16 protein-coding genes are annotated in these 20,275 nt (G+C 63.0%); 5 read left to right on the top strand and 11 right to left on the bottom strand.

From position 1 onward, the window contains the following. Nucleotides 1-7: 7 nt before the first annotated feature. From FJ950_RS07535 to FJ950_RS07505, 5 genes are all read right to left on the bottom strand, one after another. Complete coding sequence (locus tag FJ950_RS07535; RefSeq protein WP_140616195.1) at nucleotides 8-1,195, bottom strand: PLP-dependent transferase; 1,188 nt, start codon at nucleotides 1,193-1,195, stop codon at nucleotides 8-10. Next, the gene (locus FJ950_RS07530; RefSeq protein WP_140616193.1) at nucleotides 1,192-1,926 is read right to left on the bottom strand and encodes a FadR/GntR family transcriptional regulator; all 735 of its coding nucleotides are present in this window, start codon (nucleotides 1,924-1,926) and stop codon (nucleotides 1,192-1,194) included. The genes FJ950_RS07535 and FJ950_RS07530 overlap by 4 nt, the downstream gene beginning before the upstream one ends. A gap of 67 nt (nucleotides 1,927-1,993) precedes the next feature. After that, complete coding sequence (locus tag FJ950_RS07525; protein WP_181171105.1) at nucleotides 1,994-3,547, bottom strand: FAD-dependent monooxygenase; 1,554 nt, start codon at nucleotides 3,545-3,547, stop codon at nucleotides 1,994-1,996. A 552-nt stretch (nucleotides 3,548-4,099) separates the two neighbouring features. Beyond that, nucleotides 4,100-5,473 (bottom strand): PleD family two-component system response regulator, encoded by a 1,374-nt coding sequence (locus tag FJ950_RS07510; RefSeq protein ID WP_140616191.1) that lies wholly within the window; start codon nucleotides 5,471-5,473, stop codon nucleotides 4,100-4,102. 33 nt (nucleotides 5,474-5,506) lie between these two features. Then, nucleotides 5,507-5,878, bottom strand: coding sequence for a response regulator (locus FJ950_RS07505; protein ID WP_006334976.1), 372 nt, complete (start codon nucleotides 5,876-5,878; stop codon nucleotides 5,507-5,509). A 247-nt stretch (nucleotides 5,879-6,125) separates the two neighbouring features. Here FJ950_RS07505 and FJ950_RS07500 point away from each other — a divergent pair, with 247 nt between their 5' ends. Together FJ950_RS07500 and FJ950_RS07495 are read left to right on the top strand one after the other, a co-directional pair. Further along, on the top strand, nucleotides 6,126-6,425 hold the full coding sequence (locus FJ950_RS07500) for a DUF3572 domain-containing protein (protein WP_140616189.1): 300 nt from the start codon (nucleotides 6,126-6,128) through the stop codon (nucleotides 6,423-6,425). Continuing rightward, complete coding sequence (locus tag FJ950_RS07495) at nucleotides 6,422-7,075, top strand: hypothetical protein (protein WP_140616187.1); 654 nt, start codon at nucleotides 6,422-6,424, stop codon at nucleotides 7,073-7,075. The genes FJ950_RS07500 and FJ950_RS07495 overlap by 4 nt, the downstream gene beginning before the upstream one ends. A 65-nt stretch (nucleotides 7,076-7,140) precedes the next feature. Here the strand turns inward: FJ950_RS07495 and FJ950_RS07490 are convergent, their stop codons facing one another. Further along, nucleotides 7,141-8,700 (bottom strand): hypothetical protein, encoded by a 1,560-nt coding sequence (locus FJ950_RS07490; RefSeq protein WP_140616509.1) that lies wholly within the window; start codon nucleotides 8,698-8,700, stop codon nucleotides 7,141-7,143. 93 nt (nucleotides 8,701-8,793) lie between these two features. After that, complete coding sequence (locus tag FJ950_RS07485) at nucleotides 8,794-9,381, bottom strand: GNAT family N-acetyltransferase (RefSeq protein ID WP_140616185.1); 588 nt, start codon at nucleotides 9,379-9,381, stop codon at nucleotides 8,794-8,796. 65 nt (nucleotides 9,382-9,446) lie between these two features. Here FJ950_RS07485 and FJ950_RS07480 point away from each other — a divergent pair, with 65 nt between their 5' ends. Further along, on the top strand, nucleotides 9,447-10,775 hold the full coding sequence (locus FJ950_RS07480; RefSeq protein WP_041163442.1) for a DNA polymerase IV: 1,329 nt from the start codon (nucleotides 9,447-9,449) through the stop codon (nucleotides 10,773-10,775). Between the two features lie 6 nt (nucleotides 10,776-10,781). Here the strand turns inward: FJ950_RS07480 and FJ950_RS07475 are convergent, their stop codons facing one another. Beyond that, nucleotides 10,782-11,288, bottom strand: a complete 507-nt coding sequence (locus tag FJ950_RS07475; RefSeq protein ID WP_015317615.1) for a hypothetical protein — start codon at nucleotides 11,286-11,288, stop codon at nucleotides 10,782-10,784. 191 nt (nucleotides 11,289-11,479) lie between these two features. On the opposite strand from FJ950_RS07475, the gene FJ950_RS07470 reads away from it, so the two are divergent. After that, complete coding sequence (locus FJ950_RS07470; RefSeq protein WP_015317614.1) at nucleotides 11,480-12,361, top strand: DMT family transporter; 882 nt, start codon at nucleotides 11,480-11,482, stop codon at nucleotides 12,359-12,361. 9 nt (nucleotides 12,362-12,370) lie between these two features. On the opposite strand, the gene FJ950_RS07465 is transcribed toward FJ950_RS07470, so the two are convergent. The 3 genes from FJ950_RS07465 to FJ950_RS07455 form a co-directional block, all read right to left on the bottom strand. Beyond that, the gene (locus FJ950_RS07465) at nucleotides 12,371-13,174 is read right to left on the bottom strand and encodes a potassium channel family protein (protein WP_140616183.1); all 804 of its coding nucleotides are present in this window, start codon (nucleotides 13,172-13,174) and stop codon (nucleotides 12,371-12,373) included. A gap of 55 nt (nucleotides 13,175-13,229) precedes the next feature. Next, nucleotides 13,230-16,757: a DNA polymerase III subunit alpha gene (gene dnaE / locus FJ950_RS07460; RefSeq protein ID WP_140616181.1), complete on the bottom strand. Its 3,528-nt coding sequence runs from the start codon at nucleotides 16,755-16,757 to the stop codon at nucleotides 13,230-13,232. Between the two features lie 107 nt (nucleotides 16,758-16,864). After that, a complete protein-coding gene (locus FJ950_RS07455; RefSeq protein WP_140616179.1) occupies nucleotides 16,865-18,877 on the bottom strand; it encodes an acetyl/propionyl/methylcrotonyl-CoA carboxylase subunit alpha in 2,013 nt (670 codons plus the stop codon). Between the two features lie 249 nt (nucleotides 18,878-19,126). Between FJ950_RS07455 and FJ950_RS07450 the strand changes: the two genes are divergently transcribed. Continuing rightward, nucleotides 19,127-20,254 (top strand): S-(hydroxymethyl)glutathione dehydrogenase/class III alcohol dehydrogenase, encoded by a 1,128-nt coding sequence (locus FJ950_RS07450; RefSeq protein ID WP_140616177.1) that lies wholly within the window; start codon nucleotides 19,127-19,129, stop codon nucleotides 20,252-20,254. Nucleotides 20,255-20,275: the final 21 nt, after the last annotated feature.

The raw sequence follows: 20,275 nt of genomic DNA, 5'->3' as shown, positions 1-20,275 counted from the left end.
CCGCTTGTTATTTTCTGGCTTTTTCGAGGGCCTGGGCGACATCCGCCCAGAGATCCTCGACACTTTCCAATCCGACATTGAAGCGGATGGTTCGGGGGCTGACGCCGAAGCGCGCCATCGAATTCAGTCCTGGCGTCTGCTCCAGCGACGCCTTGGCCGGTACGACCAGGCTCTCATGCCCACCCCAGCTGACGCCGATGCGGAAATATTTCAGCGCGTCGACGAAGGCGGGAATGTCGATGTCCTCGGTAACCTCGAACGAGAACAACCCGCCATAGCCGGCAAGCGTCGCCTTGCCCGGATGGTTCGAATAGGCCGGATGGTTCACCCGCTCGACATCGCCATGCGCCTTCAGCCGCTCGGCGATGGCAAGCCCGCTCTTCATATGGTGCGGCAGGCGCAGCGGCAGCGTGCGCAGGCCGCGCAGCAAAAGCCAGGCCTCGAACGGCGACAGCTTGCCGCCGAGATAGGAATAGGTCTGCTCGTTGATCTGCTTGATATGCGCTGCCGAGCCAGCCACCACGCCGGCGACCGTGTCGCTGTGGCCGCCGAGATATTTCGAGGCCGAGTGCAGCACGAGGTCGACGCCGTGCGAGATCGGCTTCTGGAACACCGGCGTCGCCCAGGAATTGTCGATGGTGGTGACGATGCCCTGCTCTTTTGCCAGCCGGGTCAGATGCGGCAGGTCCTGGAGCTCGAACACCATCGAGGTCGGGCTTTCCAGATAGAGCAGCTTGGCGCCGGGAAGCGCCGCCGCGACCGCGTCCGGGTCGGAACCGTCGACATAGTCGACCTTGATGTTGAGCCGCGGCAGGAGCCGCTCGAACAGCCGGTAGGCATCGCCATAGCAGTTGCGTACAGCAACGATGCGCTCGCCCGCCCCGACGAAGGCAAGCACGGTGGCGCTGATCGCCGCCATGCCGCTGGAGAAGCCGCGTGCGGCCTCTGCACCCTCGAGCGCGGCGACACGAGCCTCGAACTCCATGACCGTCGGATTGTCGCCGCGGGAATAGATCGGCTGCTTTCGTTTGCCGGCAAAGGTATCCGCCATTTCCGCATAATTGGCGAAAGTGAACAACGAGGTCTGGTAGATCGGCGGCACGACGGCGCCGCCGGGAAACGGTTCGTCATGCGCCAAAAGCGTCGCCGCCTCGGCGAGATAATCGTGGTCGAAACCGTCTGGATGCCCGTTCATTTCAGGTCCGAAAGCTTGAGTTTGGCCGCACCGCGCTTGAGGTCGTCCTCGACGGTGGCGATGAGCTTGAGCGCCTCGTCGCGGGCGCCCTGCGGATCCCGCGCGGCGATACGTTCGTAGATGGTGCGGTGATAGGGAAAGCTGGCATGGCCGAAATCGCGCACACCGAGCGGATGCTCCCAGAAGCGATGGAACAGTTCGTGCATGGCCGCGATGATCTGTTCGAACAGTGGATTGCCGGAGACCCGGTAGATCGCCTGATGGAATTCCCAGTCCTCTTCCGACGACATGCCATCAAGGGTGCGAAACGCCTGCTCCATGATATCGAGCTTGCCCTCGATCTCGGCAATGTCGGCCGGGCTTGCCCGCTCGGCGCACAGTGCCGCTGCTTCCGCCTCCAGCGCGCGGCGTATTTCCAGCGTCTGCATCAGGCTGGTGAAGTCATTGCCGCCCGCCAGCGTCAGCGGCAAATGCAGCATGTCGGGCGAGACGGCCGCCTTGAGAAACGTGCCGCTGCCTTGCCGGCGTTCGACCAGGCCCAATCCTTCCCACCGCGTCAGCGCCTCGCGCACCGTGTTGCGGCTGACCTTGAGCCGTTCGGCTAGAATGCGCTCGGTCGGCAGTCGCTCGCCAGGCCGCAAGGCCTCGGCGCGGACGAAGCCCACCAATGCCTTCAGCACGGCGTCGTCACGCGCCGTCCTCTGGATGGGTGGCAGGCTGTTCTGGTCCACATTTCCTCCAAGTGGTCCAATGGTCCAACCAATTTCTGCATAGATGGAACCTCCTGTCAATCGCTTGTCAGGAGGCAGCCGGCCTTTCAGGCCGTGAAGGTGACGCGCTGCGTTCGGAGGGGCGCCCGGCTCCGGCATCCGGTCCGAACCATCTGGTCAGCGCATCGGCCAATCCCTGTCCATCCTCAACGCCAACCCAGGCCACGTATCCATCGGGCCGGATCAAGACCGCGTCGGGTGCGGCGACCGTTCCGAGTACGGGAAGCTCCCAGGCACCGGCATACGATGCGTCGATCTGCCGGATCCGGTCGGCCCAAGGCGCAATGTCCAGCCTGCCTGGCTCACCGAAATTGAGGAGCAGCGGCCGCGCGTCGTGGAGCAACGTGAACAGTCGCAACGGCCCATCAGCGGTGGAGAGATCGAGGTCGGGTATTCGTCGCCCAAGCAGCGCGTGCCCCTCCCCGAGATCGTAGTGGACACCCAGGCCAGACATCTCCGCGGCGATCCGTTTGCGTGGCCCATCCATGGCGAGCAGTTCGGCGAATGTGTCGCTCAAGGCCTTGGTGCGAGCATCCATCCGGCGAAGCGCGACCTGCGCCATCGCGTTGCGCAGCACGCGGGCGGCGACCGGATGGCGTTCGGCATGGTAGCTGTCGAGGAGGCCTTCCAGTGACATCCGCTTGACCACCAGGGCTAGCTTCCACCCCAGGTTCACCGCGTCCTGCACGCCAATATTGAGGCCCTGTCCGCCCATTGGGGGATGGATATGCGCGGCGTCACCGGCCAGCAGAACACGTCTGTCGCGGTAAGCGGCAGCCTGCCGCGTCATGTCGGTGAACCGGGAAATCCAGGTCGGACTGTGGACTCCGTAATCGGTGCCGTAGACACCGACAAGCGCCTCGCTGAGATCGCGCAGTGTCGGTTCGCCACCAATGGTCAGTTGTCGCTCGGTCAGCACGATACCCACCCGGCCGTCTTCCTCAATCTTGCCGATCGCATGGATACCATGGGCGTCACTGCGAAAGCCCAATGCTGGTTCCTCCGCCGTCTCGACCTCGGCGATTATCCAGCTCATCGTCGGATCCCATCCATCGAACGCGATCCCCGCGGCCTTGCGGATCATGCTGCGTCCTCCGTCGCAGCCGACGAGATACTGCGTCCGCAACCGCTGGCCGCCAGACAGATCGATGTCGACGCCACCATTATCCTGTGCGAAGCCCGTGACGTCCTGCCGGCGATAGATCGGCACGCCGAACTCGCTGATCCAGTCGGCCAATATCCGCTCGATGTGGTTTTGCCGCAACGCCAGCAGATAGTTGTGCCGCGTGGGAAAGTCGCTGATGTCCAATCGGATCATGTGGAAGCCCACCGACGGCGATGTCTGTCCCTGCGAGAGGAACCGGTCGGCAGTTCCGCGCTGGTCGAGCACCTCGATGGTGCGTGCGTGCAGGCCGCCCGCGCGCAAACCGACGAGTTCCTGGTTTGGCCGCCGCTCGACAACGGCCACATCGACGCCCGCCAATGCGAGTTCGCCAGCCAGCATCAACCCGGTCGGACCGCCTCCGGCGATCACCACCGCATGATCCCGACGCACTCGGCCACCTGGCAACAATTCCGGCATTTCGCCACTCCCGTTTCCGTTAACCTGGGTCGTGGTTCTACGGGAACAGCCGGGTCTTGCCGCAAGCCCCTTGCGCGCCATATGTATGAAATGGAGGGGGCTGGCTCCTCTTCTTCCCCTTATGCATATGGCGGCGAAAAAGTCGCGGTGTTGCCAAGCAATAGCACGCGAGGGTGCAACCGAAGCCGTTACAGTCCAGAAAAGCGGGACCTGCCGCAAAAAAGCCCCGGTTCTTCCGGGGCTTGACGCAGATTCCTGATGTCATATCGGGCAAAGGGGGCCGGTCGGCGTTTGGCAGCGGTACGAGGAGGCCACTATGTGCCAGCGCCGGCCGGCCGACCCCACGGACCCAGGAGATGCGGCGGACCTGAGCATCATGGGGTATTCGAGGATCGAGCCGGCTGTCTACCTCGTGCCGGCTTCGTCTTGGCCTTCACATTTGCGCAAGAACTTATGGAAATCAACAGTTTCTTAACCAAGGCTCGCGAATCGCTTGGATTAAGGTAAATGGGTAACCCTGTTGGGGTTGGCCGGATAATCGGGCCCGGAGCGTCAGGCTGCCTTGGCAACGACGCGGTTGCGGCCGCCGCTCTTGGCTTCGTAGAGCGCGAGATCGGCGCGTTTCATCAGTGCCGCCACCGTGTCCACGCCCTTCAGCACCGATGACACGCCAACACTGACGGTGACCTCGATCGTCTTGCCCTCGGCGCCGATGGCGAACGGCATCTGGGCGATTTCGGCACGAATGCGCTCGGCCACCTTCTCGGCCACTGCGCCGTCGGTGTCGGGCATTACCACCACGAACTCCTCGCCGCCGAACCGGCAGGCAAGGTCGATACCCCGGACGTTCTTGCGCAGCCGCCGCGCGAATTCGCGCAGCACCTCGTCGCCGCCGTCATGCCCATGCGCATCATTGATGGACTTGAAGCGGTCGAGATCGGTGATCATCACCGACAGCGGCCGGCGCCGCGCCACGGCGCGATCGAACAGCGTCTGCAGATGGCTGTCTAGATAGCGGCGATTGTGCAGCCCCGTGAGGCCGTCGGTCACGGCCATTTCGATGGTCTGGGTGACACTGGCGCGCAATTGGTCGTTGTAGCGCTTGCGGCGCACCTGGGTACGCAGCCGCGCCGTCAGTTCCTGCTGGTCGATCGGCCGCATCAGATAGTCGTTGATGCCGAGTTCGAGCCCTCGGATGATGCGCTCCTCCTCGCCCTCCTCCGCCAGCAGGATGATCGGCACGAAACGGGTGCGGTCGAGCGAGCGCAGTTGCGAGCAGAGCCTGAGCGGATCGAAATCGGCGAAGGCCGTCGAGATCATCACGCATTCATAGGGCGTCTCCGCGGCCTGGAAGAACCCGGCATGCGGATCGCCCGTGACGTCGAGGTCGGCACGATCGCGTAGCATCTTCTGGATGCGCTCGACCGACGATTTGCGCTCGTCGATCAAAAGCACCTTCGGCGTCGTGTCCTCGGACGCGAAATTGCGGCTCAAAAGTTCTTCGATGCCGATGTTGCGCGTGGTCGAGGCGCGCAGCCGAAGCTCGTCGGTCAACGACTTCAGGCGGACCAGGCTCTTGACGCGCGTCATCAGCTGCAAGTCGTTGACCGGCTTGGTCAGGAAATCGTCGGCACCGGCCTCGAGCCCGCGCACGCGGTCGGTGACCTGGTCGAGCGCGGTGATCATCACCACCGGAATGTGCGACGTCGCCGGATCGCTCTTCAATCGCCGGCAGACCTCGAACCCGTCCATGTCGGGCATCATTACGTCGAGCAGCACGACATCGACCTTGCCGTTCTCGCAGGTCTCGATCGCATCGGCCCCATTGATGGCGGTCAGAACCTCGAAATACTCGGCCAGCAGCCGGACTTCCAGCAGCCTCACATTGGCAGGGATGTCGTCGACGACGAGGATCCGCGCAGTCATTTCACAACGCTCCGGCTCGGCTGGAAGGGTACATCAGGCATCGCCCAGATAAGATTTGATGGTTTCGATGAAACGCGGCACCGAGATCGGCTTCGAAATATACGCCTCGCAGCCGCCTTGGCGGATGCGTTCCTCGTCGCCTTTCATCGCGAAGGCAGTCACCGCAATCACCGGGATGACGTGCAGATCGTCGTCCTCTTTCAGCCATTTGGTCACTTCCAGTCCCGACACTTCGGGCAGTTGGATGTCCATCAGGATGAGGTCCGGCCGGTGCTGGCGCGCCAGGTCGAGCGCCTCCAGACCGTTGCGGGTGCGCACCGTCTCGTAACCGCTTGCTTCGATGAGGTCCCGAAAGAGCTTCATATTGAGCTCGTTGTCCTCGACGATCATCACCTTCTTAGGCATCGACATCCCGTCCCGGCCGTCCTCCGCCCGGAGGTGGCCGTCATGCGCTCTTTCCTTGAACGCACCAAACCCTGCTGCACTATACGGCAATATGATTGACGAAACGGAAACCCGAAGCCTGCAAAGCAGCACGAATTCCGCCTCGCCTCCCTGCGCGTCCAAAAGGCGCGCCACACGCTAATGGCTTGCCGCAAGCAATTCTTGCCATTACTGCGGGAGAGACTCATTCCACGCACCGAAGGTAGTGATGGCAAACGCAGCGTCAATGCGCGAAGAGGCGGAAACCATTGCCGTCAAGGCACTGGGCTTCGTTGCCGCCGATCCGGAGCTTTTACCGCGCTTTCTGGCAATCACGGGAATAGAGGCGCATTCGATCCGCCGGGCGGCCGGCGAGCCGGGTTTCCTGGCCGGCGTCCTGCAGTTCATTCTTGCCCACGAGCCGACCTTGATGCGCTTCGCCGAGGAAACCGGCACGCCACCAGCGGCTGTCGGCAAGGCGTTGCGCGCCTTGCCGCTTGGCGATGACAATCACGAGCACTCCACATGAGCGATGATCCCGAAACCGCGCGCCAGATCGAGGAACTGGCGGCTGACGACCGACCGCTGCTGGTGCTCGATGTCGACGACGTGGTGCTCGAATTCATCCGGCCCTTCCCGCATTTCCTCAAGGCGCGCGGCTATGGCCTGACGCTGGCGTCCTTCCGGCTGACCGGCAACATTGCCGAGACAGCCAGCGGCCGCCTGATCGAACAACCCGAAGTCACCGCACTCCTGGGCGATTTCTTCGACGCGCAAGCCGATTGGCAAAGCATCACCGATGGCGCCGCGGAAGCCCTGACCGGACTTGGAGACCGTGCGGAAATCATATTGCTGACAGCCATGCCGCACCGGCATCGCGCCGTGCGACGCGCCCATCTCGATGCACTGGGGCTAGCCTATCCGCTGCTGACCACCGAAATGGCCAAGGGGCCGGCGGTAGCCAAACTGCGCGGCAGGAGCGGGCGGCCGGTGGTCTTCGTCGACGATCAGCCAGCCAATCTGGCGTCGGTGCGTGACTCGGTCGCCGACGCAAATCTTTTCCATCTGATGGCCGACAATTCGCTGCGTAGGTTCCTGCCATCGGTCCCGGACGATGTCATCGTCGTCCAGGATTGGCACGAAGCCGCGCCTAAGATCGCTGGCGCGCTGGGGTTCTAATCCAGGCGTTCTGGTGCGATCCCGGACCGAAAAAACGGTTCCGGAATTGCTCGAGGGCAGAACACTCAAGGATTGAGCTTCGCCCCTGCCCCGCCGTTAGCGCCGCCGCCATTATCGCTACCGCCATTGTCGCCGCCGCTCTCATCGTCCGAACCGTCACCGTCGTCGACGCTATCGTCCACCGCCGGGTCGGCGGGCTTCAGCATGACGCCGTTGACGGTGACCGAGCCGTCGGCCTTGGTGTTGATAGCCCATTCCAGCTTGCCATCCGGCAGCGTCTTGGCAAAACCCTTCGCCATGAGAGCGATAGGCACGTACTGCCCGACCTCCGGCTCCGCCTTCGCCACTTCCTGCAGATGCTCCATGATCTTGTCGAAGCCAGCGACGTCGACAGTGAGGTTTGCGTCGGGTTTCTGGCCGAAGCTTGTCATCTCGCCTTCCAGTGCGATCTCCATGTCCTTGTTCTTCACGGTACTGTGGCCGATGACGACCTTCGGCGTCTTGGCCAGGAATTCGGCTTTGAGCTGGTCGCCGAACTCGGCCGGCAGCGGCGGATCCTGGTTGAGATCAAAGGCTTCGATGGCCTTCTTTGCCATGCTGTCGAGATCGATGTTGGCGCCGCCGAAATTCAGGTCGATATCGGTGGGCAGCAGCGCCACGCTCCAGCTCGGCAAAAGCTGCTGCGGCACGGTCAGCCCCGAAGCCTTGATGCCATAGCTGACCTTTCCGTTCTGGGCGACGCCGTCGGAACCGAACGCTATGCCGAACTGGGTTGCTCCGAACGTGCCGATAGGGCTGTCGACCGCGAAGTCCTTGAAGCCATAGGTTCCGTCGATACGCTCCCACACCGGAAGCGCCGCAAGCAGAAGCGACTTGAGCTGCGCCTGGTTTGCCTTCAGCGTCTTCTCGTCCTCATTGGCCACGGCAAACGCCAGGAGATCGAGCAGAGGCTTGGTCTGCACGTCCTTGCCGCTGGCCTCCACGGAAAATTCCGGCGACTTCACGGTGACGGGAAAATTCAGCCCGCTCTCGGCGTCGTTGAATTTTATCGCTTCGACGAAGTTCGAAATCTTTTGCGACGTCGTGAAATCAACGCCGCCATTGGTCGCCTTGGTCGCGGAAAGCGTCACGGTGCCGGCACCGGCGGTCACATCCATCTTTTGCTTGGCGTCCTGCGACGACATCGTCATTCCGGCCATCGAGCTCGTGGCGCTGGTGAAGGCCGCCAGCTTGGGATCGTAGACGCCGTTGCCCTTGCCGTCCTTGATCGAGAACTGCGTGCTCTGCTTTCCCTGAGGGCCGTTGAATTCAAAGGAGGCGCTCTGCGAAAAATCCATCGAGACATCCCAGGATCCGTCGCTGCGCGGCTTGACCAGCAGGGCGTAGGGCGCGAAGTCGAATTTCACCAGCTTCTGGTCGGGAAAGCTGCTGGCCAGCGCCTTGAAATCAACCAGGATCTTGTAGGCGGCGCCTTCGGCCGAAACCTTCAGGATGCCCTTGTCGAGCGCCTGTTTGCCGACATAGCGCGACAGATCATCGGACAATTGCTTGGCGCCCTGACTGTCGACGGTCTGGCCGAAAGCAGGCGCGCTCAGCAGGAACGCGGTAAAGGCAATAGGCAGCATACGGTTCACGGGAATTCTCCGTTCGTCGAAAAGGCAAAAATGGTTTCGTATCTCTGGTAGGGAAATACCATCGCGACCGCAAGACGATGACAGTCAGGCAATCGGCTTCAACACCAGCCGCATCAGCGGTCGACCGGCCTTGCGCTCCACAAGCCTTTCGAACCCGGCTTTCTCGAACACTCCCGATGACCCGACAAACAGGCCGATCGAACGCGAATCGCGCGACAGGTCGATCGGGCAGGCCTCGACGAGCCGCGCCCCGTGCCTGCGGGCGAACTCGATGCCGCCTTCGACGAGGCGGTGGGTGATGCCCCTGCCGCGCGCCTTGGCGCGGATGAAAAAGCACGAGATCGCCCAAACGGCCGGATCGGACGCGTCGGCGGGATCGATCGGCGCCGAGCCCCTGCCCTTGTTATTCCATTCGGGCACGTCGGCGCGTGGCCCGATCTGCATCCAGCCGACCGCCTTGCCGTCCTCGAAAGCCAGCAGGCCGGGCGGCGGGCCGGCTTCGATGCGCGCCTTGATGTGATCCTTGTTGCGTTCACGACTGCTCTCGCGCCGCGCCGCCGGCGCCAGCCGGAAATGCGTACACCAGCAGCCGTAGCAGGCGCCCTGCTTGCCGAAAAGGTCCTCGAATTCAGGCCAGAGCTCTGGCGCCAGCGGCACTACGGTCGTGCTCATGCGTTCTCCCCAGGCCAGGCTTGTCGCTGGCCTTGCGCTGTCGTACCATTGGTTTTGTTCTCTTTATGTTCGCAGCGATGGCGACCCCTGTCAACAATCCCGACCACGGTTTTTGTCGTGACTGCCTGACCTTTCAGCGCAGTGAAACGCGCCGTTGCGAACGCTGCGGCAGCCCTCGCCTTGCCCGCCATCCCGAGCTTTACCGGCTGCACCTCGCCCATATCGATTGCGACGCCTTCTACGCGGCCATCGAGAAGCGCGACAACCCTGCGCTCAAGGACAAGCCGCTGATCATCGGCGGCGGCAAGCGCGGTGTCGTCTCCACCGCCTGCTACATCGCTCGCATCCGCGGCGTGCGCTCCGCCATGCCGATGTTCAAGGCGCTCGAGGCCTGCCCGGAGGCGGTCGTGATCGCGCCCAACATGGAAAAGTACGTGGCCGTCGGCCGCGAGGTGCGCGCCATGATGCAGGCTTTGACACCGCTGGTCGAGCCGTTGTCGATCGATGAGGCCTTCCTCGACCTCGCCGGCACCGAGCGCCTGCACGGACTGCCACCGGCCGTGGTGCTGGCGCGCTTTTCGCTGGCGGTGGAGAAGGAGATCGGCATCACCGTTTCATCAGGCCTGTCTTATTGCAAATTCCTCGCCAAGATAGCGTCTGATTTCCGCAAACCGCGCGGCTTTTCCGTCATCGGCGAGGCGGAGGCGGTCGGCTTTCTGGCCACGCAGCCGGTGACCATGATCTGGGGCGTCGGCAAGGCGTTCAACGCCACGCTGGAACAGGATGGCATCCGCACGATCGGCCAGCTCCAGAAGATGGAGCGTGGCGACCTGATGCGCCGCTATGGGGTGATGGGCGAACGGCTCTACCGGCTTTCGCGCGGTGAGGATGTCCGCCGCGTCGACCCAGACCAGGACGCCAAGAGCGTATCGGCCGAAACCACTTTCGACACCGATATCGCCTCACTGGACGAGCTTGTCTCGGTGCTGAGGGGCCTTTCGGAAAAAGTCTCGGCGAGGCTGAAGAAATCAGGCATTGCGGGGCGCACCGTGGTGCTGAAGCTGAAGACCCAGGACTTCAGGCTCCGCACGCGCAACCGTCAGCTCGGCGACCCGACCCGCCTCGCCGACCGCATCTTTTCGACCGGCGTGGAACTTCTTCGCAAGGAGACCGACGGAACGAAATTCCGATTGCTCGGCATCGGCGTCAGCGACCTCTCCGACGATGATAAGGCCGATCCGCCGGATTTGGTCGATGTGCAGTCGCGCAAGCGCGCCATGGCCGAAGGCGCCATCGATGCGCTACGCGACAAGTTCGGCCGCAAGGCGGTGCAAACCGGCTACACCTTCGGCAAGGGCCGCGACGCCCATCCGCCGGAACCGCTGGAAGATTGAACCCGATCAGCTGCGTCGAAGATCGATGCGGCTGGTCACCACGCTCTTGCCGGTCTTGGGATCGCGGTCGACCACGGTCAAGACAATGCCGTCCGCACCGTTTTTCTGCACGGTAAGCTGCGCGGCGCGGTCGCCATTGACCTCCTTGGCCCAGCGGATGGCGAGGTTTATCGCATTGCCGGAACGGCTTCCGTTCAACTGCGCCGGTCCGGTGCGCGATCCCACATAGACACCGCTGTATTTGGCGCCGCTGGTCTTCAGGCGAGCACTGATGGCGCGTGTCACCAGGATCAGGCCGCGGCAGTTGCCGTCGAGGGACAGCGAAGACGATGTCGCATTCGATTTGAACGTGCAGGAAACGCTGACCGTTGGCGCCTGCGTCGTCACCTGAACGGTTCCCTTGCCGGCGAAATTGCCCTTGAAGGATTGGAGAAATTTGCTCTCGTCCGCATGCGCGGCTGTGGCCGCGACGGCCAGGCACCCGGCAAGCACAAACCGCGTGAGTAATGTCATCGAAGGTCTCCTTGTGACGGGTGGAACGGCGATCGGTGATGCTCAAGCGGACATCGCGACTCAACGCGGCTTGCCATGTCAGGTTCCGCCCGCGACAGGGCTGTTTTGCAACGTCGCGCCAATATCTCTGGCCCAGTCAAATGCGGCGGCTAGTGGTTGCGGCAAAAACCCCGGCTTGCGAGATAGCTGACATGGCACCTACCCCCTCGATCCCCAAGGCCGCTTTCTGGATGGCGCTGTCGATCGCCTCGTTCCTGGCGATGTCGGTCGCCGGCCGCGCCACGACCGCCGAGCTCAACGTCTTCCAGGTGCTGGAACTGCGCTCGGTCATCGGGTTCTTCATTCTGCTGCCGCTGGTGATGATGAGCGGCGGCTTCGCGGCGATGCGCACGCAGCGGCCCGTCGCTCATATCGCCAGAAACGTCATCCACTATACCGGGCAGGCGGCATGGCTCTACGCATTGACCTTGATTCCGTTGGCCGTGCTGATTTCGATCGAATTTACCACACCGATCTGGACGGCTATCCTGGCGGTGACCTTTCTTGGTGAAAGGTTGTCCCGGCCAAAGCTTGCCGCGATCGTGCTGGGCCTGATCGGGGTGTTAATCATCGTTCGCCCCGGTGTGGGCTCGGTCGATCCGGGCCATCTCATCGTGCTCGGCGCCGCGGTTTGCTTCGGCATCTCGGTGGTCCTGGTCAAGTCGCTGACGCGGACGGACAGCGTCGTGCGCATTATCTTCTGGATGCTGATCATCCAGTCAGTGGTCGGCCTCGTTCCAGCCCTTTACGAGTGGCGCAACCCGCCGCTGGAACTGTGGCCATGGATCGTGCTGATCGCCTTCACCGGCATGTCGTCGCATTTTTGCATGGCCCGTGCGCTTGGCTATGCCGACGCCACCGTCATTTCGCCGATGGATTTCCTGCGTGTACCGTTGTCGGCGCTCATCGGCTGGCTGCTTTACAGCGAGCAGATCGACGCCTTCACCGCTGGCGGTGCATTGCTGATCCTGATGGGCAATCTGCTCAACTTGCAGCGCAAGGCAGTCAAGCCGGCAGAAGTCGCGGCGTCATAGCGTTGCCAGTCAGTTCCCTTCGTCTGGAATGTTGAGCACGTGTCCGCACGCCTTGCAGTGTACGGCGTCCGGCTCGTGACGCTGCAACCCGCATTGCGGACAGGGAAAGAACACCTTGGCCGGCCGAAAGATCGCCTGCGCCAGCCTGACGAACAGCGATATGCCGATGATCATGGTTACGATCGCCGTCAGCTTGCCGGCGATGCCCGGCAGCACGATGTCTCCGAAGCCTGTCGTCGTCACGGTCGCGACGGTGAAGTAAAGCGCGTCGATGTAGTTTTCCAGTCCGGCTCCGTTGCGAAAAAAGAACGTGTAGACGAAGCCCGTGATGACAAAGAGAAAGGTCAAAAGGTTGATCACCGCGTGGCTTGCCTCGCGCCAGGGCCGCAGGCCACGCATCTCGAAATGCCGCCAGATCGAACCGCTGCGCGACAGCGACCATAGCCGCAGGATGCGCAGAAAGCCGAGGCTCGCGAGAGCCGTCGGCATCAGCAGCGTCAGAAGGATGAAGGCATCCACCCAAAAGGTCGGCTGCTTCGTCAGGCGCAGCATGTTGTTGGAGGCGAGCAGCCTGGCAATCAGATCGGCGGCGACGAGAGCCGCCACGGCATAGTCTAGCCACAGAAACGAGGGCGACTGCTGGATGACCGGGGTGGCGATGAAAAAAGCGATGATGGCGAGGTCGATGATGACAGCCACCAGTTGGAACCGGAACGCGGCCGGCGAGCGTCCGTGATAGAGCCTGCGCAGCCTGTCGCGTAATCGCGCCGTCGCGGAAAGGTTCTGCGATGGACGCCTCTCCTTGGCCTTCATGCTGGCATGAGCAGCCGGTGCCGGCCCGCGGAGTGCCGCCTGGTAAGCGCGCAGATCACACCAGTTCCACTTCAATCACGCCCGGCACGGCGCGCATTGCCGAGGCGATCTGTGGCGAGACGCGATAGCCGCCTTGCAGAGCGATCTCGACCTCGCCCTGCGCCTCTTCCTTGATCACGATGATGCTCACCTGGCTTTCACCCCGCTGCGTGAGTTGGGATTGGATCATCGAGGCAGGTCCATCGTTCCTGACGAAGATGCGCAGCGCCTTCTGGATGCGGCTTGCCTCGTCCTCCAGCGATTGCACGGAGTTGATGCGCAGGTTGACGCCCTCGGGCCTGTCCTCCGCCGCGACAGTGATGACAACCGAGCGGCCGGCTTCGAGGAGGTCGCGATACTGGGCCAAACCTTCTGAAAACAATACGGCCTCGTATTGGCCGGAGGTGTCCGAAAAGGCCACCACGCCCATCTTGTTGCCGGTGCGCGTCTTGCGCTCCTGCTTGCTGGTAACGGTGCCGGCAAGCCGGCCGGCGGAAGCACCGCGCTTGACGGCGGCGGAGAACTCCGCCCAGTTCTGCACCCGCATCTTCTGCAGCGCCGCCTTGTACTCGTCGAGCGGATGCGCCGAGAGATAGAAGCCGACGACCTGGAACTCGCGGTGCAGGCGGTCGGCAGCGAGCCACGGATCGGTCGCCGGCAGATTGAGCGCCTGCGACTGTGCGCCGAGCGAGGCGCCGAAGATGTCGGCCTGACCCGAAACGGCGTTCTGCTGGGCGAGCGACGCCAGCCCCATCATCCGCTCGACGCCGGCCAACATCTGGGCGCGGTCGTGGCCGAAGCAGTCGAGCGCGCCGGCCATGATCAGGCTTTCGAAAACCCGTTTGCCGACGATCTTCGGGTCGACCCTCTCGCAGAAATCGGCCAGGCTCTTGAACGGCTTTTCGCCGCGAACGGCGACGATGTGCTCCACCGCGGCATCGCCGACGCCCTTCAGCGCGGCCATCGAATAATAGATCCGGTTCTCCCCGACCTCGAAGGCACGGAAACTCGTCATCACTGACGGCGCCAGGACTTCGATGCCAAGGCGCAGCGCATCCTGGCGGAAGTCGGCGAGCTTGTCGGTGTTACCCATGTCTAGCGTCATCGACGCTGCCAGGAACTCGACCGGATAATGCGCCTTGAGATAGGCGGTCTGGTAGGAGACGACAGCGTAGGCGGCCGCATGAGACTTGTTGAAACCGTAGTCGGCGAACTTTGCCAGCAGGTCGAAAATGAAGTCGGCTTGCGGCTTTGCGACGCCGCGCTCGACCGCGCCGGAGACAAAGCGCTCGCGCTGCTTGTCCATCTCGGCCCGGATTTTCTTGCCCATGGCGCGCCGCAGAAGGTCGGCTTCGCCGAGCGAATAGCCGGACAGCTCCTGCGCGATCTGCATCACCTGTTCCTGGTAGACGATGACGCCCTGCGTCTCCTTCACCAGATGGTCGATCTTGGGATGGATCGAGGCCATCTCCTCCTCGCCATGCTTTCTGGCGTTGTAGGTCGGGATGTTCTCCATCGGTCCCGGCCGGTAGAGGGCAACCAGCGCGATGATGTCCTCGATGCAGTCGGGCCGCATGCCGATCAGCGCCTTGCGCATGCCGGCACTTTCCACCTGGAACACGCCGACCACCTCGCCGCGCGACAGCATCGCATAGGTCTCGGGATCGTCGAGCGGGATGGTCGCCAGGTCGATATCGATGCCGCGCCGGCGGATCAACTTGACGGCCGTCTCCAGCACCGTCAGCGTCTTCAGGCCGAGGAAGTCGAACTTCACCAACCCCGCCTGCTCGACATATTTCATGTTGAACTGGGTGACAGGCATGTCCGAGCGCGGATCGCGGTACATCGGCACCAGTTCCGACAACGGTCGGTCGCCGATGACGATGCCGGCGGCGTGCGTCGAGGCGTGGCGGTAGAGGCCCTCCAGCTTCTGCGCCATGTCGAGCAGCGTCTGCACGATCGGCTCTTTCTCGGCCTCCTCCGCAAAGCGCGGCTCGTTGGCGATGGCGTCGGCGAGCTTGACCGGATTGGCCGGGTTCTGCGGCACCATTTTCGACAGCTTGTCGACCTGGCCGTACGGCATCTGCAGCACGCGGCCGACGTCGCGCAGCACGGCGCGCGCCTGCAGCGTACCGAAAGTGATGATCTGGCCGACCTGGTCGCGGCCGTATTTCTGCTGGACGTAGCGGATCACCTCCTCGCGACGGTCCTGGCAGAAATCGATGTCGAAATCGGGCATCGACACGCGGTCCGGATTGAGGAAGCGTTCGAACAGCAGCGAGAAACGCAGCGGGTCGATGTCGGTGATGGTGGTCGAATAGGCAACCAGCGAACCAGCGCCCGAACCACGCCCCGGCCCGACCGGAATGCCTTGCGCCTTGGCCCATTTGATGAAGTCGGCAACGATCAGGAAGTAGCCGGGGAATTTCATCTTCTCGATGATGCCAAGCTCGAATTCGAGCCGCTCTCGATACTGCTCGACCGTGTAGCCCGGTGTCGGTCCGTGCAAGGCGAGCCGTGCATCGAGCCCCTCGCGCGCCTGACGGGCCAGTTCCTCGGCCTCGGCCTTTTCGGCCGCGTCCTTGTCGGAGGCATCGCCGCCCGTGAAACGCGGCAGGATCGGACTGCGGGTTTTTGGATAGTAGGAGCAGCGCAGCGCGATCTCGACAGTGTTGTCGATGGCTTCAGGCAGGTCGGCGAACAATTTCGCCATATCGGCCTGGCTGCGCAGGAAATTGTCCGGCGACAGCCGGCGGCGGGTGTCGACGGCGACAACCGACCCCTCGGCGATGGCGATCAACGCATCATGCGCCTCATACTCGTCGCGCGACGAGAAGAACGCCTCGTTGGTGGCAACCAGCGGCAATTCATGGGCATAGGCGAGATCGATCGAGGATTTCTCGATCATCCGGTCGTAGCCCGAAACCCGGTCCAGCTCGACATAGAGCCGGTCGCCGAACATCGCCTTGAGCGTTACCAGCCGCGCTTCGGCAAGATCGCGGCGATCTTCCTTCAGGGCCATGCCGATCGGGCCGCGCGGCCCGCCACTAAGACAAATCAGGCCGTCACATTGGCCGTCCATCATTTCGGTGGTCAGGTGCACCGCTTCGCCGGGCGGTGTTTCAAGGTAAACGCGGCTGACCAGCCGGACGAGATTGGAATAGCCGGTTTCGGTCGCCGCGATCAGCACGACCGGCCGCATATCGGGACCTTGCCGACGACGGTCACGCTGGCCGTCGCTGTTTTCGCCGGAAAAGGCAAGCGCGATCTGGCAGCCGATGATCGGCTGGATGCCGTCCTTCACCGCCTTCTGGGCGAACTCCAAGGCGCCGAACAAATTGTTGGTGTCGGTCACCGCGATCGCTGGCGCTTCGTCCTTGACGGCATGGCCGACGATCTTGCCGAGTTGCAGCGCGCCTTCCAGCAGCGAATAGGCCGAGTGCACGCGCAGATGGACGAACGGCCGCGCCGGCACCTCCGGCCGCGCGGCCGCGATCGCGGCCTCGCGCTTCAGGGGATCGCGTGGAAGTCTCTCATCCGCCATGGTTTCTCGCGCTGTCCGTAAGACTTGAGTCGATGGAGATGTATTGTCCGGGACCGGGCGATACCAGTCCAGCACAAACGACTACCGACCCACAGGCTTCCAGCCGTTCAGGCGAATTCCATGATCACCGCGTCGACGGCAAGGCTGTCGCCCGGCTTGGCATTGAGTTTCGCCACGACGAGGTCGCGCTCGGCGCGCAGAACGTTTTCCATCTTCATCGCCTCGACCACGGCCAGCGTCTCGCCCGCCTTGACCTCCTGGCCTTCGACAACGGCGATCGACACGACGAGGCCCGGCATCGGGCAGAGCAGCAGTTTCGACGTGTCCGGCGCTATTTTCTCCGGCATCAGCCGTTCCAATTCGGCGGTGCGCGGCAGCATGGCGCGCGCGGTCACCGACATGCCTTTCCAGGCGATGCGGAGGCCATTGGCGACAGGACGGATCTGGGCGGCAACCCTGCGCTTGCCGACCGTGCCGCGCCAGATGAGATCGCCGGGCCGCCAATCGGACGAAACGGTCAGCGCCTTGCCGCCATCGATGGACAGGTCCATTTCCATTGGGATTGAAATCATGCCTTCGAGGATCGACGCCGACAAATACTCATCGCCGATCTTCACCACCCAGTCGCGCTTGAGCGCTCCCGAATGCGGCGCCAGCCGCCCGCCCAGCCGGTCGAGACGGTCGCGGTGCAGCAGTTCCACCGCGGTCGCGATCGATGCCAGAACGGCTTTTTCCCCGCTGTTCGGCACGACGGGGGCAAAACCGTCGGGATATTCCTCCGCGATGAAGCCGGTCGATATCGCCCCTTCCCGCCAGCGTGGATGCTGCATCAGCGCCGCCAGGAACGGTATGTTGTGCTCGATGCCGTCGACGACAAAGCTGTCCAGCGCTTCCGACATGGCGTCGATGGCCTCGAGCCGCGTCGGCGCCCAGGTGCACAGCTTGGCCAGCATCGGATCGTAGAACATGGAGATTTCCGAGCCTTCGGTGACGCCGGTGTCGTTGCGGATGACGACCTCGCCGAAGCGGCCTTCCTCGGGTGGCCGGTAGCGTGTCAGCCGGCCGATCGACGGCAGGAAATTGCGATAGGGATCCTCGGCGTAGAGCCGGCTTTCCACCGCCCAGCCGTTCAGCTTGATGTCGCTCTGCTTGATGGCGAGCTTTTCGCCGGCGGCGACGCGGATCATCTGCTCGACCAGATCGATGCCGGTGACGAGTTCGGTCACCGGATGCTCGACCTGCAATCGTGTATTCATTTCAAGGAAATAGAAGTTCTTGTCCTTGTCGACAATGAACTCGACGGTGCCGGCGCTCTGGTAGTCGACAGCCCTGGCCAACGCCACCGACTGCTCGCCCATCGCCTTGCGCGTCTTGGCATCGAGGAAGGGCGATGGCGCCTCTTCCGCCACCTTCTGGTTGCGGCGCTGGATCGAGCATTCGCGTTCGCCAAGATAGAGCGCGTTGCCATGCCCGTCGGCCAGCACCTGGATTTCGACGTGACGCGGGTCGACCACGAACTTTTCGATGAAGACACGGTCGTCGCCGAACGAACTCTTGGCTTCCGAGCGCGCCCGATCGAATCCGTCACGTACTTCCGACTGGTCCCAGGCGATGCGCATGCCTTTGCCGCCGCCACCGGCCGAGGCCTTGATCATCACGGGATAGCCGATCTCGCCGGCGATCTTTTCGGCGTGATCGGCATTCTCGATGACGCCGAGCCAACCCGGAACCGTCGAAACCTCGGCAGCGTTGGCGAATTTCTTCGACTCGATCTTGTCGCCCATCGCCTTGATTGCCCTGGGTTTCGGCCCGATGAAGACGATGCCTTCCGCTTCCAGGGCTTCGCAGAACGCGGCTCGCTCGGACAGGAAGCCATAGCCGGGGTGCACGGCCTGAGCGCCCGTCGCCTTGCAGGCCGCGATGATCTTTTCAGGAACGAGGTAGCTCTGCGCGGCAGGCGACGGCCCGATATGCACCGCCTCGTCGGCCATTTCGACATGCACGGCATCGCGATCGGCGTCGGAATAGACGGCGACCGTGGCAATGCCCATCTTGCGCGCCGTCCTGATGACGCGGCAGGCGATCTCGCCACGATTGGCGATCAGGATCTTGGTGAACATGCGGGCAGAATTCCCCTCCGGCGGATGGTTCAGTTCTATGGACTATGTCGCCAGGTCTCAAGTGCCGCAGCGGACGACATGACGGGCGTCCCTCCCAATGCTTCCGTCGCACTCCCCTGCCGAGCCGGGCTGGTTGTCGACGGTGTGCTATCTGCGTCAAGAAAGCCAAGATTTCGTCTCATCTGAGAGTTGATGAGCAGCTCAAAACCTGAAACCTTGGCTCAAAGTCGCCTTTGGAGGAATTGCCCGATGAAAACCCGCGCCGCTGTCGCTGTCGCCGCCGGAAAGCCGCTGGAGATCATGGAGGTCGACCTTGATGGACCGCGCGATGGCGAGGTGCTGGTCGAGATCAAGGCGACCGGCATCTGCCACACCGACGAATTCACATTGTCGGGCGCCGACCCGGAAGGGCTGTTCCCGGCCATTCTCGGCCATGAAGGCGCCGGCGTGGTGGTCGATGTCGGCAAGGGTGTCACCTCGGTCAAGAAGGGCGACCATGTCATCCCGCTCTATACGCCCGAATGCCGGCAGTGCCCGTCCTGCCTGTCGCGAAAGACCAATCTGTGCACGGCCATCCGTGCCACCCAGGGGCAAGGGTTGATGCCGGACGGCTCGTCGCGCTTCTCGATCGGCAAGGATAAGATCTTCCACTACATGGGCTGCTCGACCTTCTCCAACTTCACCGTGCTGCCGGAGATCGCGGTGGCCAAGGTCAACCCCGACGCGCCCTTCGACAAGATCTGCTACATCGGCTGCGGCGTCACCACCGGCATTGGTGCGGTCATCAACACCGCCAAGGTCGAGCAAGGCGCGACAGCGGTGGTCTTCGGCCTCGGCGGCATCGGCCTCAACGTCATCCAGGGCCTGAAGCTTGCCGGCGCCGACATGATCATCGGTGTCGACCTGAACAACGACAAGAAGGAATGGGGCGAGCGATTCGGCATGACGCATTTCGTCAATCCGAAGGAGATCGACGGCGACATTGTTCCCCATCTCGTCAACATGACCAAGCGCGGCGCCGACCAGATCGGCGGCGCCGATTACACCTTCGACTGCACCGGCAACACCAAGGTGATGCGCCAGGCGCTGGAGGCTTCGCATCGCGGCTGGGGCAAGTCGGTCGTCATCGGCGTCGCCGGTGCTGGCCAGGAGATTTCGACCCGGCCGTTCCAACTGGTCACCGGACGCAGCTGGATGGGCACCGCCTTCGGCGGCGCGCGCGGCCGCACCGACGTGCCGAAGATCGTCGACTGGTACATGGACGGCAAGATCCAGATCGACCCGATGATCACCCACACGCTGAAGCTCGAGGACATCAACAAGGGATTCGACCTCATGCATGAGGGCAAATCGATCCGGAGTGTCGTGGTTTACTAAAGACAGCCACACGCCGCCGGC

The organism is Mesorhizobium sp. B2-3-14 (genome assembly GCF_006442175.1).
In the GTDB taxonomy this organism is placed as follows: domain Bacteria; phylum Pseudomonadota; class Alphaproteobacteria; order Rhizobiales; family Rhizobiaceae; genus Mesorhizobium; species Mesorhizobium australicum.
This window is presented reverse-complemented; position numbering and strand designations above follow the sequence as displayed.